17 protein-coding genes and 2 pseudogenes are annotated in these 16,809 nt (G+C 40.5%); 5 read left to right on the top strand and 14 right to left on the bottom strand.

Going from position 1 to position 16,809, the window contains the following annotated elements; genetic code table 11:
* A pseudogene (locus L1028_RS15165) lies at positions 1 to 200 on the bottom strand (IS110 family transposase); the annotation flags it as partial.
* A 232-nt stretch (positions 201 to 432) separates the two neighbouring features.
* Positions 433 to 666 (bottom strand): hypothetical protein, encoded by a 234-nt coding sequence (locus L1028_RS15170; RefSeq protein WP_234535194.1) that lies wholly within the window; start codon positions 664 to 666, stop codon positions 433 to 435.
* Between the two features lie 272 nt (positions 667 to 938).
* Between L1028_RS15170 and pyrH the strand changes: the two genes are divergently transcribed.
* From pyrH to L1028_RS15185, 3 genes and pseudogenes are all read left to right on the top strand, one after another.
* Complete coding sequence (gene pyrH, locus L1028_RS15175; protein ID WP_234535196.1) at positions 939 to 1,676, top strand: UMP kinase; 738 nt, start codon at positions 939 to 941, stop codon at positions 1,674 to 1,676.
* A gap of 403 nt (positions 1,677 to 2,079) precedes the next feature.
* A complete protein-coding gene (locus L1028_RS15180; RefSeq protein WP_279306867.1) occupies positions 2,080 to 2,955 on the top strand; it encodes an aminoglycoside phosphotransferase family protein in 876 nt (291 codons plus the stop codon).
* Positions 2,894 to 3,403 (top strand): annotated as a pseudogene (locus L1028_RS15185) (alpha/beta hydrolase); the annotation flags it as partial. The gene L1028_RS15180 and the pseudogene L1028_RS15185, both read left to right, overlap by 62 nt.
* A 79-nt stretch (positions 3,404 to 3,482) precedes the next feature.
* Here L1028_RS15185 and L1028_RS31700 read toward each other — a convergent pair.
* Both L1028_RS31700 and L1028_RS15190 read right to left on the bottom strand, forming a co-directional pair.
* A complete protein-coding gene (locus tag L1028_RS31700) occupies positions 3,483 to 3,725 on the bottom strand; it encodes an integrase core domain-containing protein (protein WP_423803048.1) in 243 nt (80 codons plus the stop codon).
* Positions 3,726 to 3,747: 22 nt separating this feature from the next.
* Positions 3,748 to 4,368 carry an IS3 family transposase gene (locus tag L1028_RS15190; RefSeq protein ID WP_234535199.1) on the bottom strand — a complete coding sequence of 207 codons (621 nt, stop codon included), beginning with the start codon at positions 4,366 to 4,368 and terminating at the stop codon, positions 3,748 to 3,750.
* A gap of 222 nt (positions 4,369 to 4,590) precedes the next feature.
* Between L1028_RS15190 and L1028_RS15195 the strand changes: the two genes are divergently transcribed.
* Entirely contained in the window at positions 4,591 to 5,391 is an 801-nt protein-coding gene (locus L1028_RS15195) for a hypothetical protein (RefSeq protein WP_234535201.1), read from the top strand.
* A 1,006-nt stretch (positions 5,392 to 6,397) separates the two neighbouring features.
* Here the strand turns inward: L1028_RS15195 and L1028_RS15200 are convergent.
* The 4 genes from L1028_RS15200 to L1028_RS15215 all read right to left on the bottom strand — a co-directional run bounded on the left by L1028_RS15200 (position 6,398) and on the right by L1028_RS15215 (position 10,737).
* Positions 6,398 to 7,726, bottom strand: a complete 1,329-nt coding sequence (locus L1028_RS15200) for an SMI1/KNR4 family protein (RefSeq protein WP_234535203.1) — start codon at positions 7,724 to 7,726, stop codon at positions 6,398 to 6,400.
* An 18-nt stretch (positions 7,727 to 7,744) separates the two neighbouring features.
* On the bottom strand, positions 7,745 to 8,077 hold the full coding sequence (locus L1028_RS15205) for an endonuclease V (protein WP_234535205.1): 333 nt from the start codon (positions 8,075 to 8,077) through the stop codon (positions 7,745 to 7,747).
* Positions 8,078 to 8,834: 757 nt separating this feature from the next.
* Entirely contained in the window at positions 8,835 to 10,259 is a 1,425-nt protein-coding gene (locus tag L1028_RS15210) for a PQQ-dependent sugar dehydrogenase (protein ID WP_234535207.1), read from the bottom strand.
* Between the two features lie 217 nt (positions 10,260 to 10,476).
* A complete protein-coding gene (locus tag L1028_RS15215) occupies positions 10,477 to 10,737 on the bottom strand; it encodes a hypothetical protein (RefSeq protein WP_234535208.1) in 261 nt (86 codons plus the stop codon).
* 273 nt (positions 10,738 to 11,010) lie between these two features.
* On the opposite strand from L1028_RS15215, the gene tlp reads away from it, so the two are divergent.
* Complete coding sequence (gene tlp / locus L1028_RS15220; RefSeq protein WP_234535210.1) at positions 11,011 to 11,235, top strand: small acid-soluble spore protein Tlp; 225 nt, start codon at positions 11,011 to 11,013, stop codon at positions 11,233 to 11,235.
* 248 nt (positions 11,236 to 11,483) lie between these two features.
* On the opposite strand, the gene L1028_RS15225 is transcribed toward tlp, so the two are convergent.
* From L1028_RS15225 to L1028_RS15250, 6 genes are all read right to left on the bottom strand, one after another.
* Positions 11,484 to 11,780, bottom strand: a complete 297-nt coding sequence (locus tag L1028_RS15225; RefSeq protein ID WP_341482550.1) for a putative immunity protein — start codon at positions 11,778 to 11,780, stop codon at positions 11,484 to 11,486.
* Complete coding sequence (locus tag L1028_RS15230) at positions 11,781 to 12,008, bottom strand: hypothetical protein (RefSeq protein ID WP_234535215.1); 228 nt, start codon at positions 12,006 to 12,008, stop codon at positions 11,781 to 11,783.
* Between the two features lie 15 nt (positions 12,009 to 12,023).
* Positions 12,024 to 13,901, bottom strand: a complete 1,878-nt coding sequence (asnB, locus tag L1028_RS15235) for an asparagine synthase (glutamine-hydrolyzing) (RefSeq protein WP_234535217.1) — start codon at positions 13,899 to 13,901, stop codon at positions 12,024 to 12,026.
* Positions 13,902 to 14,072: 171 nt separating this feature from the next.
* On the bottom strand, positions 14,073 to 15,254 hold the full coding sequence (locus L1028_RS15240) for a hypothetical protein (RefSeq protein ID WP_234535219.1): 1,182 nt from the start codon (positions 15,252 to 15,254) through the stop codon (positions 14,073 to 14,075).
* Positions 15,255 to 15,360: 106 nt separating this feature from the next.
* The gene (locus tag L1028_RS15245; protein WP_234535221.1) at positions 15,361 to 16,299 is read right to left on the bottom strand and encodes an alpha/beta fold hydrolase; all 939 of its coding nucleotides are present in this window, start codon (positions 16,297 to 16,299) and stop codon (positions 15,361 to 15,363) included.
* 275 nt (positions 16,300 to 16,574) lie between these two features.
* Positions 16,575 to 16,799 (bottom strand): DUF896 domain-containing protein, encoded by a 225-nt coding sequence (locus L1028_RS15250; RefSeq protein WP_042188496.1) that lies wholly within the window; start codon positions 16,797 to 16,799, stop codon positions 16,575 to 16,577.
* Between the last annotated feature and the right edge of the window lie 10 nt (positions 16,800 to 16,809).

Genomic DNA, 16,809 nt, shown 5'->3' on the forward strand with positions numbered 1-16,809 from the left:
TAATGGCCCGTTGCTTCTAATACGACGGTTGCACGCTTCCCCGTAAAGGATTCTAAATCTTGAGCAAAACGAAGAAAGGAAGCGAGTCCCTCAAGATCGTGTTTAAAACGAAATATCTTTCTGTAGGGGGTTCCTCTATCTGCAAAAGCTTGCGCATGACTTTCCCCTTTGGAAACATCCAAACCAATGACAGGATTCACATAATCACTCCCAATATATTTTCACCGGCAACCCCTAACCTTCTTGTCGTCCACATTATCGCATGTGATTCGGGATCATTGTCCCAACCAGCCTAATCATGGTTTAACAAGTAGGGGGGATGAACTGTATAGCTCTCGGGATCCGACTCCCACGGGCAGAAACGTTCGATCCCCGGCTACCGCTATCTTACGACCACACAAAAATGAGGTCCACCAGAAAGATCTGGTGACCTCATAATACGAAAGGGCAGGATAGTTTCATTTCACGGTGAACCGTATCATAAATAAGGGCAAGTTTTTTGCGTAATTCCTTGCGGGGCATTGGGATAAATTCGCTCTTAGCTTTGTCTTCAAGTTCAACCCTTAGCTGGTTGAAGTAATCTTGGACAAGATCGAGGAGCGCCTGCGGAATTGCTTTGGCGTGGCGAAGCACTTTTAAATCCTGATACGTAAAGATGATACGCAAAACAAATACCTCCTTAAGAAACAGAAATAGAGCCCCTTAGAACAGGAGCTCATGGAAATAATATATGTTTGAAATTCTGCCACTTTCGGTGTTGCGTTATACTCCCACACAGTATAGAATGAATTGATGACAAATTACTGGAAGGAGTGGGAATATGAGGTGGAAACGGGAGGCTTACAATAAGTCGATTGTTACAATTTCATATTCTCGTTCCATTAAGACACTAAAGCATTCGTTGCTTTAGTGTTTTTTATTTGCGCGGAGGTGTTAATTTGACAAGGTACAAAAGAGTTCTTATTAAACTAAGTGGTGGAGCAGTCGCCGGAAACACGGAATTTGGTTTTGAGCCTGAAAGGTTGGACCATATTGCCAATGAAATTATGTCAGTTGTGAATCTAGGTGTTGAGGTATCATTAGTTATAGGTGGAGGGAATATTTTTCGCGGTAATATGGCGGAAAGCTGGGGAATAGAAAGAGCAGAAGCTGATAACATCGGGACGCTTGCGACTGTTATTAATAGCTTGATGCTTCGAGGAGTTCTTAAAGCCAAATCAAACAAAGAAGTTCGTGTAATGACAGCAATACCTATTACATCAGTTGCAGAACCATACATCAGACTAAGGGCAGTTCACCATCTGGAAAAGGGCTCCATAGTAATTTTTGCGGGAGGAAACGGGCAACCCTACGTTACAACAGATTATCCTTCCGTTCAAAGGGCAATCGAAGTTAATTGTGATGCTTTGTTAGTTGCAAAACAAGGCGTAGATGGTGTTCTCAATGCTGACCCTAAGTTCGACAAAGAAGCAAGGAAGTTTAGGTCAGTTCACTACAACGATGTTTTAAAATATAACTTGAAGGTAATGGATCAATCAGCTTTCATCTTAGCTAGAGACTACAATCTGCCAATGCATGTGTTTAATTTTGACAAGCCGGGCTCAATGAAAGAAATTTGTGAAGGGAAAGATAATGGAACGATAATTAGCGGTGAGTCAATTTTGGAATTGGAATGAGTTGAAGATTATGAGGGGGTATAACAGCGCTCCTTCTTTTTCGAAATACTTGCCGTTACAGACAGCGCGGAGAACCGTATCACAAGTAGTGATAAAACGGAGAGTCGAATTAATGGTGAGTTTAAAATAGTAATAAGGAAAAGACCGGAGCACAGTAAATCCGGTCTTTCTTTGTAACAATCATTCAGGTAACGGGCAGTTTAGCGTACTACTTTAAAAAAAGTTCTTATTCATTCATGATACGGTTTCACCGTAAATTAACCTACAACTTATCAGAAGAATGCTGGAGTTGGGCGAAACAGGATTTTACATCATCTCATGTCGAAGAAGAGTAGAAGCAGACTACTTCGCTGAAAGGAGCCATTGCGGCATGATTGTGATCCCTGATACTTTTATTGAAAGAATGCACGAACTCTACGGTAAGCAAGGCATAGCATGGGCGGAAGTGCTGCCTGGGGTGATTACCGACTGTGCAAGCCGCTTCGACTTTAGTCCAGAAGCTCCATTTTCCAATTTATCCTATAACTTCGTACTCCGCGCAAAGCGCAGTGACGGGAAGCCAGTAGTCCTAAAATCATCTTTCATGAAGGACGAGCTTTCTAGGGAAGTTAGTGTGCTTCGTGCCTATGAGGGCCGGGGGGCGATTCATGTGCTAGATGCAGACGAGGAGTGGGGCGTGGCCCTGCTGGAGGGTGCCGACCCTGGCACACCGTTGTCGACAATTGAGGATGATGCGAGTGCGACGGATATCTTTTGCGAAGTATTTCGCCGCCTTCACCTTCCTGCACCAACCGGTAGTCTGTACCCGTCCATGAAGCAACACTTCGCGGCAATCGAGCGATACCGCGAGCGATTCGACGATGTAATCACTGCAGCACCACTGCCTGAGAGCTGGGTGGAAAATGCCGAAGAATGTCTGGCGTATCTCATTACGACCACGAGAGAGAATCTACTACTGCATGGAGACCTGCATCATGAAAACATCCTCCGCCAAGGAGAAGAGCAATGGGTTGTCATTGACCCCAAAGGCATCATCGGCGATATCCATTTTGATACTATCCAGTATCTGCTTAACTACGTTGATCGAGGTGGTAATTGCGAGCAGGTGCTACGGGGCCGGATTGCGATTATGGCCGATCGCCTTGGCCTGGACCCTCGCCGAATCGCGATGTGGGGTGTGGTACGAGGCGTGCTTGAGGCGTGCTGGACGATTGAAAATATACGGCCTGGATTATGTGAACAAATATCCAAACGAAGTAAGTTCCTTTGTCGGAATTGAGAGCAGTGTCCCCACGCAGGGAGGTACGGATGAGCCGTTTCAAACAGGGGTGTACAAACTGCTCAAAAAATCAGGGTTTTACCGATTGTTAATGAAGCTGGCCCCTGACCAATTGGGAGCCCCAGCCGTTGATGATGAGACCAGAGAACAAATTAGAATGTTATCACTCAAAAATACGTTTAATCCGAACAATCTAAATGAAGGCGAGAATTTCGGTCCTAATTTTAAGGCAGTTGAAAGCTTGTCCTTCCCCAAAGATCTTCCTGTTATTTTCTTTTTACAAGCGAATGATACAGAAACGGAAGGATGGATACCTTTGCATGAAGAGCAAGTTAAAGATTCTGTGCATGGAAAAGTGATGACATTCGAGGGAGAACATTATTTGCATCACACCCGATCCAAAGAAATTGCGGATAATTTCAGGAGATTTATGAATGAAATAAAATAAAAGATATAAATGAGTAGAGAAAAAGACACCTCGTCCATGGATGGTCAAGCCCCCATTTTATAGACACTGAAAAAAGACCCTAGGCAATAAGCTGTTTCCGATACTCTACCGGGGGCAGCTTATTTAGTTTTCGTTGTGGCCTATGTTGGTTATAAAATCGAATGTAATCTTCAATTTTCCTTTGTGCCTCATCCATATTTCGGATATGATATGGATAGAGTCCTTCCGTTTTGAGATGCGAGAAGAAGCTCTCCATCGAGGCATTGTCATAACAATTGCCCAGGCGTGACATGCTGATTCGGGCGCCAACCTTTGGCAGCATGTCGTGGTATGCATGGGACGTGTTATTTACATCCCTGATCGCTGTGAACGATCAGTCCAGTCACGTCTTTTTGCTGAGTCCAGGCCTGCTGAACGGTTCGGAGAGCCAGTTCATTGTCGTTCCTAGCGCTCATTTGATAAGCGATAATTTCGTTATTGAACAAATCTTTAATCGCAGATAGATAGAGCCACTTTTCGCCTACGCGATATTGCGTAATGTCTGTCACCCATTTTTGGTTGGGAGCATCCGCTTTGAAATCCCGTTTCAATATATTTTTCGCCACGCGATCTCCTTCGGAAGTAGCATAATTACAACGATGTTTTCGGCGGATCCTCGAACGAATCCTTAAATCCTGCATAATTCTGAGTACTTTCTTATGATTCATCCAAACCCCGTGGTCTTGCAGCAGGAACAATTGAATTTGGCGATAACCGTAGACTCCGTTATACCTTTCATACACCTTTTGAATCAGCGCCTTTGCTTCCTGATCCCGATCTGTTCCTTTGCGCTTCAAAAAAGCGTAGTATCCACTTCTGGAAACCCTGAAGAGTTTACATAGGTCGCTAACGGCATACTCTTTTGCGGCGCTCTCAATGACTCTATATTTGTGCGTTTCACCTCCTGCATCCAGATTTCCAAACACTTTTTTAACATTTCATTTTCCCGTTTGAGCTTTTGAACATACCCAAAAAACATAAGACAATTATTCCTGCTAAGTTATATAATATAAGAGGAAAGTAATATGCTGCTTTTGCTACCTGAGACCTTTTCATGAAATGACTTAGCAAAATTGGTAGATGCTTTACTATTAATAATCAAGCGGGGATAAGGCTATATGAAACGAAAGAGTTGGATTTATTCGCTAATGCTAGCAATTATAGTATCTGTTGTATTCGGGGGTGGCAGTATTTTTGCGGCTGCACGGAACATCACCGACATTGTAAAAGTGACCAAACCTGCTGAGATAAAAGTTGGGGAGTGGAAGTCATACGAAATAGCCATCACTGACTGGACCGATGCAGACGTTACGGAACATGACTTTACTCCGATCTCTTCAGATGAGAATGTTGTCAAGGTCGTACGAAAAACGCAATGGGTTTCTGAACTTCATGCAATAAATAAAGGGAATGCTACCTTAACTGTCAATATTGGAGAAAAGTTTGAACCTTATGTATTTACTGTTCAAGTGGTGGATGATTATACAGTCATTCCTGAACCAACTAAACCGGTAGTTATAAAGGAAGCTACACACGAAGAAATTATGTTACAGGATCTGGAAGATTACATTGAGCAGTTGCAGCCATTAGGAAGCTATGAAAAGAAAGCCATAACTACGTTAAATCAAAATAGACTCCTGAACGATTCAACCAGAAAAACACTCTTTCTTACTTTAAACAATACTGTATTGCCCAATTATACTAAATTTGTATCCGGGTTGAAAAACCTCAAAGCTAATAATGTAGAGTTGAAAGAAATACATACCTACTATCTGGCAGGAGCAAAACTCCAACTGGAAGGGTTCACTATAATGCGGGACAGCTTGAAGACGACCAAAATAAATTGGTCCAAATTCAATGCAGGTGAAAAAAAGAAGGCAGAAGGAATTAAGCAATTGAACAAATCCGAAATGCTTCTTGACAAGTATGCAAGTAAATATGTCAAATAAATATATTAATGAACAGAACACTTAAAGTGCTTTAAGTGTTCTGTTATTTTTTTTGAGGGGCCTGTGCCAAATATATAGACCGTTAAGGCATGCCGGCAGGGAGCTGGGGCACGGATGCTTCAAGAATGTAGATTATGTCATAAAGATAAAGTTCTTATAAATTCTCACATCAGCACAAAGCTAATTTCAAAATGGCTTTTAAATACCAAGAGGTTAAAGGTAAGAACGCTGTAAGTATAAACTTTAAGATGTATTATGAGAATACAATCAACACAAGAATCACTAAATATCAATGCCCTAATCATAGCTTAAGAAAAAAGAAAGCTATTTCAAAAATGAAATCCTATGTACCACCATGGATATCCATTGATTATCCAAAAAATTATGAGCTACTTAATTACGTAAGTTCTTATATAAAGAAGCATGATTATTAAAAACTGCTCCATTTGAGTTGTTGTTTTTTTTATGGCCAGAATAGGGGCTTTGTCGGCGAAGGGGCCAAGTTCTTGTCCTGTGGTTTTAAAAGGCATTGATATACAATGAATAGAACTACATAAGACATATGTACAAAATACGGGTTTTGTGAGTAAGTGGTATATAAAGTAATGGAGCAAGCCAATTTAAACCATACTAATGCTGTCTAATGACACAATCCCCCCTCATTAGTGACACAAATCTCCACTCATTTGCTTCTGGTCGCTCTTATCTTTATTGTAACGAGGGGAGATTTGTGTCATTAGTTAAATATAAGGTTATGAGTGTGGTGACACTTCGCGGCGACAGCTTCATCCGAGGAGGTATTTTGAATTAAAAAATTGGCAGTCTTCGTAATTTTAATCACTGAACCTTTGTCCAACATTTGTTTTTTTATCCAAATCAACATATACCGTGATACTTTCAGTTGAAACAGTCTCAGTATGATTAAATGTAACGGACCTATCCTCCCATTTGTAGATCAAACCACCCAAAACTGAAAAGGGATAGATCGTATCCACCTCTACTCAAATTATTCTTTGTCAAAATAATCATCTGGCAAATTTAATTCTTTTAAACAACCTATAGATTTTTCCCTGAAATTATTTTTGCTTTTATATTCCGGCCATGCAGCCTTATAATAAGGCAATAACTTCTTATGAGGGATAATGCCCCAAAATAAAATAGTGTTTTTCACAACCTCCTTGTCGCCACCCATTAACATCTGTTCAATGGTTTCCCAACTTTCCGATTTGTCATTGCATTTGCGTGTGGCATAGATTGCGGTAGTTTGTATATTCGAGTCGGTGTGGCACAAAAAGGGCGCAAAGTTTTGGAGTGTAATTGCGCCGGAGGATTCCAAAACATACCCCACATGACGTAACGTTTCCGGGTCCTGAACCCTGTCAAGACTTTGCAATATCACTTTTATAAATTCCGCTAAATCAAAAGATTTACCGTACCAGTTCAGAATGTTTAAAGCTTGTAGAAAATCCTCATTTCTTTCAGAATGCAACAGCTCGAGAAGAAAGTCTCTTCCCGCGTCAACAGAGGTTTTGCAGATTAGCTGAATGGCTGTGGTGCGATCATTTTGTCTTTGCTCAGCAACGCTTTTTAAAAAATCAATGGTTGGCTGCGAGATTTTCTTAAACTTGAACATTCCATTAAGCGCTTTTAACTTGATTTCTTCGTTTGGGGCGTTTTGATAAACCTGTATCAACACATTTTCATTGCCCGGCATTCTGCTGCCAAACCACGCGATATCATAATCCAGAATAATTTCGTCCAGCCAGCGCTCATACCAGTCCAGAAAGTTGTCTTCATAGATAAAGGAAAAGGGATGATCAGGATAAAAATCTGAAGTGTAAACGATTTTCCCACTGTGTTGCCCTTCAAGTACGAGATACATATCATATTCGCAGCCTTGTGTGCCAATGCACAACATGCCGCCCATTACCCTATCACGGGCTGCGTCGTATTCCAGGTCGGAGATGTCCTCACTATTGATCAGGGGCTCGGTCAGATGGTTCCATTCCTCTTTTGTCATTCTGGGGTGCAGAACGCATTTTGTAGTGAGTGCATTTCTATCGGTATAGGAAGTTGCCTTTTCAATCGAATAAATCCCGTAATACGGCCCGGCACCTCCATTTCCGACTTTCGTTAAAAACTGCGTATAAGGCTCCGGGAGTGTGACCTGATTCTTTGCTTGCCAGTCCGCAAGCTCTTTTGCTGTAAGCTTTTCATCAACCCTGTATTTGTGTGAGGATGCTCCAAACACCAAAAAAGCCGTATCTTTGCGCAGGGCCTTTTCGAGTTTGTTTTTTATTCGATCAAGTTGCGTTTCTTTCTTCCAAAACAACATATTGAATCCCCCTATTGATTATAGCCGGGCTTCCTTTGTTTGCTTATCCAGCAATTTCAGCAGATGCGGAAATCGGTATTCTCTGTGCATACTCTGTATGTGCTCGGCAGCGACTGCTACCTCCATGCCGATAGAGGTTATATACAAAGGCTTGGAGCTGTTGCCTCGGTAAATCTTTTTGACAAAGGCTTCGTTGTCGTGAAAGGCACTTTTTGCAACACCGATCACTGGAATTTTCCCTGAAAAATCTGTGTAAACATAATGTCCGAACCCAGGCTTTTTCTCATTGTTTAAGTACACATAACCATCCACAACAATGGTATGTATTTGGTTTATATCAGTAAGTTTCAACAGTTCCTGTATGCAAGGGAGCTCTCGTTTATAGAAAAAAACCCGTTTCGTATTCGTGAGGGTTTTCCGTATAAGACATGATGACTTCGAGTGGTTTAGAATCTTCCCAACATTGAAAAATAGCCCCCACTGATTTCGCTTGATTTTTCTCATAATACACATCGACAGCGATGATCATTGATAGCGATTCCTTCCTTTAAGCTCATTTTAAGTTATAGATTATAGCCATTATATCACTTAGTATTTTTTCTGCCGCAGGCGCAGCACAGAAAATATCTCAACCATGAGGTTCTATCAATACTTATTCATGAACAATCCAGAGTAGCCGAGATGGGGCTTACGGGCCAATTTTTCATAGATATGCCAATCGGACTGCTTGCTAGCTACAGGCTATTACGAGCTTTCCTCAAGGAATTCTAATATCGGTGTAATCAACTATATCCCTCTCATTCCTGGATTTAATATCTATATTAAACAGAGTTACTGATAATGATCTACGGGTAAGTTCCGTTTGTATAATGAAAGGCAGGGGACCACCAGCCTTTGATTGGATGATCTGATTATACCGAAAAAAGAGACAGCTTCCTCTAAAAAATAGAAGCTGTCTCTTTTTGGGTTGAGGGGCTTTTTCAGTGGCCTCCAGATACCGCATCGTTCTTTGACCCCAAAAAAGGACGCTGAAGAAACAAAAGATGCGTATGAAGTGGCATGGCATATGCCGAATGCGGATGATTAAGTCGAATTTTATAGTTATGAATTATGGAACAATTTCAAAAACGGTACCTTGGTTAAAATCAGCCACTTTCATAGAGCCATTAACCCCTAAATATAGTCTGGATTGATCCAGATTCGTTCCCAAACTAACAAAATATGCTGGTCGAGATCCGAAATTATAATCGGTTTCAATAACACTAAAATCATTTAGTTTACAATCTGCTTGTACCCTGGTATAAGCTAAAATCCCTCTAACTGGAGGGTGAGATCCTTCATCCCTGGCAAGATCGGTAAACACAACGCTTCCCGTTAAATCGGGGATTCCATTTCCCAAATATGGCTGGACTCCTGTAAGTGCAGTTCCTCCAAATTTGTCGGGTCGTGGATCCTTATGAAAATAACTCATTAAAGGCTGAAGACGCCTCACTGAAGTTTTTACTGCTTCATTGTAATAAGCAATAGTTTTCTCATCCAAAGTTGGATCTGCAGGGCAGCCCCTGATCATCGAAGTAGGAAAAGCACCTTCCCAACCTCGCCAGCCAAAGTTAATAAATCCTTCGTGGTCAAGTTCGGAATTCATTAAAGAAGCCTGAATAAGCTGGGGAACCGGTATTGGTTTATGATGAACGAATGAAAAAATCGACTCTACCAAATCCTGTCCGACATTTCCTACATATTTGATATAGTGGTTATAAAACCTTTTAAATGAAATACCCGGTATATTGCGAACCCCTTTGGCAATTACTGTAAGCGTTTCCTGAATAGGTTCGGGAAGTTCATTAAACCGTGTGACTACGGGTGGATTATAAATAAGTGTATTCTTAACTACATCAATTTCAATAATTTTTCCGGCTATTTCCATGTCATTCTGACTTAAATTAAATGGATCATAGCCTGATCCACCATCTCCGGTGGTTAGAACAAGTTTTCCTGTTTCAGGTGAAAAGTTTAAACTATTGACACCATTATGATTTAAAAATGGTCTTCTTAAGTTAAGTAATGTCCGTCGTTTTTGAGGTTGACCATTCGGTTGTAAAATCCATTCTTCAACTGTATCGATATGATCATATTGCGTTTCTCTATTTATCCACCTTAGGTTTAAAGTTCTGGGGTCACACGGGTTAGGCATAAAAGATTCAAAAGCACCTGGAAGAGCACCTGGACCTTGTGTTCCAGCTACTGAATAATGGAGATAAAACAGACCATTATAATAAAATTCGGGATGAAACGCTAGCCCTAGCAATCCCCGTTCATCATATCCACCACTAGAGACACCTAGTTTTATGATTCGCGGGCGAATATCTAAAAAAGTCCTTATAACTCCGTTTCGTATGTAAAAGATCTCTCCTACCTGGGTTGCAATAAATAATCTTTCAATTGAATCACCCGGAAGTATAGCTGTTTTCAAAACAGTGGGCATATTTATCTTACTTACAATGAGCCGTAAACTAACCTTAACTTTTATCAACTAACTTTAGCACTCCCTCCTCTTGTTTCCTTTTTTAAAATATGATTAGAACTGTTCCTTTAGTACCAATTAGGGCCGGGCAATACTTCCCGCTGTGGTATAGAACGTTCGCTGACTGACCTCAAGGGTCTCTCCAAGCGCTCCAAAACTATTGCCTGAAATTTGCTCCCTTATCCGAATTCACATGGAACAGGCGATGTTTTCAACCATTGAGACGTTATGAGCGTCTGGTAAAGAGAAATGCAAAAGAGACACCTTTTTCGGTACCCCCAGACGCTTGACTGGATACCCGCTCCCCTCCCTGCAAAGCATCATCCTGAATCGCAACAGTCAGTCGCTTCATTGCAGTGTACATCGTTTGGCTTGCGCCTTCACCTGTTTGAATGAGGGGCTCTGCATCCTTTATTTCTTCAATAGAACCCTCGACTTGTCTGGCTTTAGTTTGAAGTAAAGTTTTGCTGCTGCATGAGTACTTCATGTGTACCTTCTTCAACTATTCTGCCCGGTCCAAAACCATAATTCGGCTAGCAAGTTTCGCCAATCCCCTCCTATGAGTAACAAATACGGCTATCTTTCCTTTCAAAAAGTAAAGACGGTTGTGTTTGACCTCCTGCTCTATCTGACTCTGCTTGGTGGGCTAATACAGCCTCTACATAATAATATTACGATTATGCATAAAATCGTCCGTTAGCGAACAAGCTACTTGTTAGCGCTCCAGTGAGCGCTTCAATTACCAGGAGGCGATATACTAATGGCAAAACCGGATAATCGGGCAGATAATGTTGAGCATTTACAGCAAAGTATTCAGAATACACAGCAAAACCTGAATGAAGCTGAAGGATATTTAAACGAATTCTCCTCTGAAATCAGCAGCGAGGAACGTAACCAAATCGAAGAAAAAAATGAACGCCGTAAAGAAAGTATTAAAGGTTTTCGAGAGGAAATTAAGGACGAAGCAGAACATTCTCAGGAGTAAGAAAAAAACGGCGATTCAACCCCAGAAATTCGAGTGGGGCTGAATCGCCGTTTTCTTAATAAGGGCCATTCCATGAAACGTTGAGTTTTATGGCTGACTGACGAGCACGCAAGCGGTTTGTCCGGTCATGGTCATGACTGGCAAATGGAATAAAACAGGCGTATTCAATATCGAAGAGTTCGCTAATTATTACCATTTATCAACTTATATCAGTATCTTCATGCACGTTCAGTCTTATAGCTTCAATTTTAAAACATTTCTTCAACAATCCTTAATTGTCTTTCCCGTTCTTTAGTGGCAGCCCCGGCCACCGAGGAATCGTTGGATACATTCACCAGTTTAACCGCATAGTCACTGCTTACCATAGCGTGTCCTCTCACATGTCCAGTTGCTATGGCTTGTGCAAAAGAACGGGCAGCATACTTACTAGCCTCGGTTGTGGATTCTTTCGCCAATTCATTCACTATAAATCCAACTTTCCGTAAGTCAAAGGCTCTGATATCACCAGCTATACGCTTTTCTAGCGTTTCTATCCCTAAATCAATTCACGGGTCATTTTTAAGATGTTGATCCAGATGATCCAGGTGTTCAACAGCAACGCTCAAAGCCCATTTGGCCAGGAACTTCTGCGGTAATTTTTCAAGTGTCTCTTCAAGCTGATTTCTTAATTCATTATTGTCTACAATCTTTATCTTAGGACTACTGTAAGTAAATTCGTTAGTTTCTTTTATTTGCTGTTCATGTTTATTCCATGCGAATTCCTCAATGTTCAAACGATCACTCCCCCATTACAACACGGCACTCTTTAACTCTTTCAGATCTTCTTTCATAAAAAGCGTGTACCACACTGAAAAAATGTAAATTAGCCAGATTCTACGCGAATAATCACCTTTATTAATCCGATGCTGGATAAACATTTCTTCGATGATATTCATATTGAATATCTCTTCAATACCGCTATAGCGTATTTGCTCAAACATTATATCTGAAATCGGGGTCTTAAGCCAATCACGAATCGGTACGGGAAATCCTAATTTCGGGCGATTCACAATAGCATCTGGAACAATTCCTTCCATAGCTTTACGCAAAGCGAGTTTTGTTGTATTTTTGCCAATCCGATTGGAGACAGGAATTTTACTAGCTGTTTCGAAAACCTCTTTATCTAGAAATGGAACTCTTAATTCCAATGAATGTGCCATAGACAGCTTATCTGCTTTTGACAAAATGTCGCCAGGTAACCAAAAGTTCATATCAATAAACTGCATTCTTGTCGTAGGATCTAGGTGAACTGTCTTATCATAAAAAGGCTTAACGATATCCGTGGGATGTAAAAAGCTATTTTGAGCGTGTACCGATTCATGGAGCAAGTTCATCTTTCCACTTTTGTTAAAGATATTAGCATTACCGAAAAAGCGTTCCTCTAAAGGTGTCAGCCCCCGCAGTAAATAATTTTTGCCATAAAAATGATATGGATAGATGGTTAATGTTTTTCGTAACGAATCCTTTATGAAGTTGGGCATCCATGTGATGGGTCTTAATGCATCTGGCTCTCTATAGATTCTGTATCCTCCGAATAATTCGTCAGCGCCTTCCCCTGATAGGACAACCGTGACATGATCTTTTGCAAGCTGATTGAGATGATAGAGCGCAATGGCGGAAGGATCCGCAACAGGCTCATCTAGATGCCATACCGTTTTCGGAATACTCTCAAAAAAGTCTTCTGTAGATAAGATATGAAAATAATGATCCGTTCCCAGTTTAGCTGCCGTTTGATTTGCAATGATGGTTTCATTGTTTACCCCTTCAAATCCAATCGAAAAGGTCTTTGTTGATTCTTCTGCTTTCATCATTGCAGCTATAGCTGTGGAGTCAATTCCACTGGACAAAAAACACCCTCTATTCACATCACTTTGTAAATGAAGGTTTACAGACTCTTTCAATTTCCACTGAATTTCTTCCGCATAGTCTGCTAAAGATCGTTTTACCGGATGAAAATGGGGTTCCCAATATTTCTCGATCTTCATTTCACCACCAGCGTTAACAAATACTCGTTCTGCAGGTCCTAATTTATAAATATGTTCAAACATCGTATCCGGTTGCGGCACATACTGAAAAGTTAAGTAGCTAAATAAACTTTGATATTGAAGCTTTCTGGGTACCCCTTGCACTGCAAGAATGCTTTTGATTTCAGAAGCAAATAAAAGATTATTCTCGTCTTTGTAATAATAAAAAGGCTTGATGCCAAAATGATCTCTGGCAGCAAAAAGGGTCTGTTCCTTAACATCCCAAATCGCAAAACTAAACATCCCACGTAAATGATGAACACAATCCTTACCGTATTCCTCATATAAATGCACAATGACCTCTGTATCTGATTGCGTTTGAAAGTGATGTCCCTTTAGCCTAAGCTGATCTCGTAGTGTTTTATAGTTATAGATTTCACCATTAAAAACAATCCAAAGAGTACGATCTTCATTCGTCATCGGTTGGTTGCCATCACGTAAATCTATAACGGATAACCTACGAAAACCGAGCCCAATTCGAGAATCGAGCCATACGCCTTCATGATTAGGACCTCGGTGATTCATTGCCTCTGTCATTTGTTTTAAGGTTTCTTCTTGTGGAGGTTGTCCATTATATTTTAATATTCCTGCTATTCCGCACATGCTATTGTAGTCCTTCCTATAGTAAAGATTAGGATATAGAGTGCCCACAATTACGTTCATCAATCATCTTTTTTTAGAATCACGCTGGTGAATCGAACTTTAATCCATAAGAAAACGCCGAATGATTCACTATATGAATCTTTCGACGTGTTTGGATAAGGCTATATAAAGTTACTGTTCGCCAATAAGCTGCTTAACTATCTTCGCCCCCTGTTTGCGTAAGGCATCGTAATCGTATACTTCTTTAATTTCACCTAACTGGCTTTCAATATTAGTTAGATCATTCATTTTAAAATAGTTTCTCAAAATCTCGTACGGTGTCATCCCTGGTTTCTTCCCTGGTACATCTTCTATCGCTTCTTTCCATGGTAAGTTTACCTTATCCATCGTTAACTCCAAAGCGGCACCAGTTTCATAACGCATACTTCTTTCCAAAAAAGAAGGTGACTCCGCTTGCCCATTGGCAATAAAATCATATGCCTGTATAAATGTCACATGGTAAGGCTCCTGCTTGGTGGCCAGCACCATTAAATTACCGCCAGTTAACTTACTATAGCGATATTCCAAATACCTTGCAGAACCTTCAATGGCTTCTGCCTTCGTCTCGCCAATTAATTGGGGCCATTTATAGTACCTGTAATTTCGTACAACTGTCCAATCACGTAAATACTGTTGAATGCGTTGAGGATTGTTTTCAGCCATTGCTTGATCCAACAGTTTAAACTCGATGCCCATCAAAGCGTAATTCTCCTCATTTACAGGATAGTTATCGATATGCTCAGCCCCATTGGCATCATACGTCCAGTCTTTTTGTTTGAAAATATGAAACCCTTCATGCAATAAAAAAGAAGAAAAATCAAAATATAACTCGGGATCGCTGAACATTTTGGGATAATACTTAAAATACATTGTTTCCATACCTTTCAGATTTAGCGTCCCAAAATTAACTGGAAACCATGCCGAGAGGGTTGTAGGTGAAAAACGACTGATCCGATATACCTTCGGTAAGCCCATCGACTCGGGCATTTTGATTTCTTCGGCAAAAACCCCGTCCTTCATAGGTACATTCACGGCAAACCCTTCGCTACGAATCAGTCCGCTATCCTTAGTCGTTCGCACCAGCAACAAAGGTTTGGTGTCAAATCGATAATCCTCATTCCAGAGCTGATCACTGGATTGCTCGAAATGGTTATACAACTCGGATAACTCCGTCAGCATCAGCCGATCGGTTTCAGGCAAGGATTCAAACGTAGTACGGTAGGTCTTATTTAATAAAACGGATACCAAGCATATCCCAACTATACCTGCCAATATCGATAACAGGATGTTTCTTTTTCTATTCCTCTTGCTCATGGTTTACCTCGCTGTTTATTTCTTGTTATATGAGTAGTATGATTCAAGCTAAAAAAAACGTCAAATGATTCACCATATGAATCGTTCGACGTTTTCTCATTCACACTTATTTTATCTCTCTCATGAAGCTTCTAAAGTTCTCCACGATTTCTTTCGATCGGGTATGGTGTAAATAATGATCGCCTTCAAACATCATTATCTTCCCATGTAAGGAATCTTTGATCTGTTCTTCATGTAAAGCTGCCCAGCCCTCAACATCCGAATTATCTTTTACTAAGAAGAACATCACAGGAAGTTCTTTAGGGAACTTTAAGTTTTCTGCGGCTTTGAAGTTGCTTGAGAAATAATCTGCTTCGCTGATGATGTTTGGATTCATCATGTTTTTAAGCGAAATCATTCTATTTTGCTCTTTCGTTTTAGCATCAACATCGGGTGCAATGATTTGATCAGGCGAGAGTTTAACCAGCAATCTGTAGAAACCCGATTGTTTAAGGGATTTTAAGGCTGCTGTTGGAAGTTCATCGCCGGCTCCTTGTGCCGGAACACTGCTGTCGATCCCTACGAATGCACTAACTTCGTTTTTGTATTTGTTTACATAGTCTAGAGCATAAATTCCGGATATGGAGTGTCCCATCAGAATATAACGGTCTATATTTAATTGTTGTAAACACTCATGTAATTCACTCACAATATTTTCAGTACTTCGTTCTTTTTCGGTGACATCACTTAATCCATAGCCAAATGGCTCAATCACAACCACTTTGTAAAATGGAGATAACTGGTCAACAAGCGGCTTAAAATCAATACCCGGCGCTGCTGTTCCATATCCTGGTAGTAATACTACTGTCTCTTCACCATTTCCTTGAATTGTGACGTTCATGTTTTTTCCATCTACAGGTACAAGCTGACCATAGGGTTCAATTTTCCCTTTCTCGATTTTGTTGCAGATCACATTAACAGTAAAAACAATGGCTAGAAAAAGCGCTATGGCTATGACTATAACTCCTATTGCTTTCAGTAAAAAGAAACGTGTCCTTTTCATCATGTAATTCCCGCTCCCCACATATTTATATCTTCTCTTCTGTCCATATCATTCTAACAATCCAGTCTTAGATTCTGTGAAACACAAGTTTAAGTGAACCTTAACTTTCAGCATCAGCTAACGAAATCAAATTAAGCTTCCGTTAAGATAACTTTTATAAATATGTTCCACTTTCGTCCATTTGATATCATAAAAAACACCTTTAGATATTCGCTGATTAGCCCATAGGACCATTCAACGATATTCTAAAGGTGTAATTTCACTTCATTAGTTAAACATTAGTTCAAAGTTTCTTTACGCGATAAACGAATCTTTTCAGGCGTAACATCATTTCCCTCAGGATCTACAATCGTCACTCCCGATAGACTGTTACGAACTTGTCCACGAATTTCACGTAGATAATCTTCACGCAAAGCGATCTGCTCCACCCATTCACTTTTTGTCAGACCTTCTTCACGTTCTTTCCTGGCTAGTTCATTAATACGAGTCAAACTGGTAATCATCTATGTTCCT

This window comes from Paenibacillus pseudetheri, assembly GCF_924513355.1.
Taxonomy (GTDB): Bacteria; Bacillota; Bacilli; order Paenibacillales; family Paenibacillaceae; genus Paenibacillus_AQ; species Paenibacillus_AQ pseudetheri.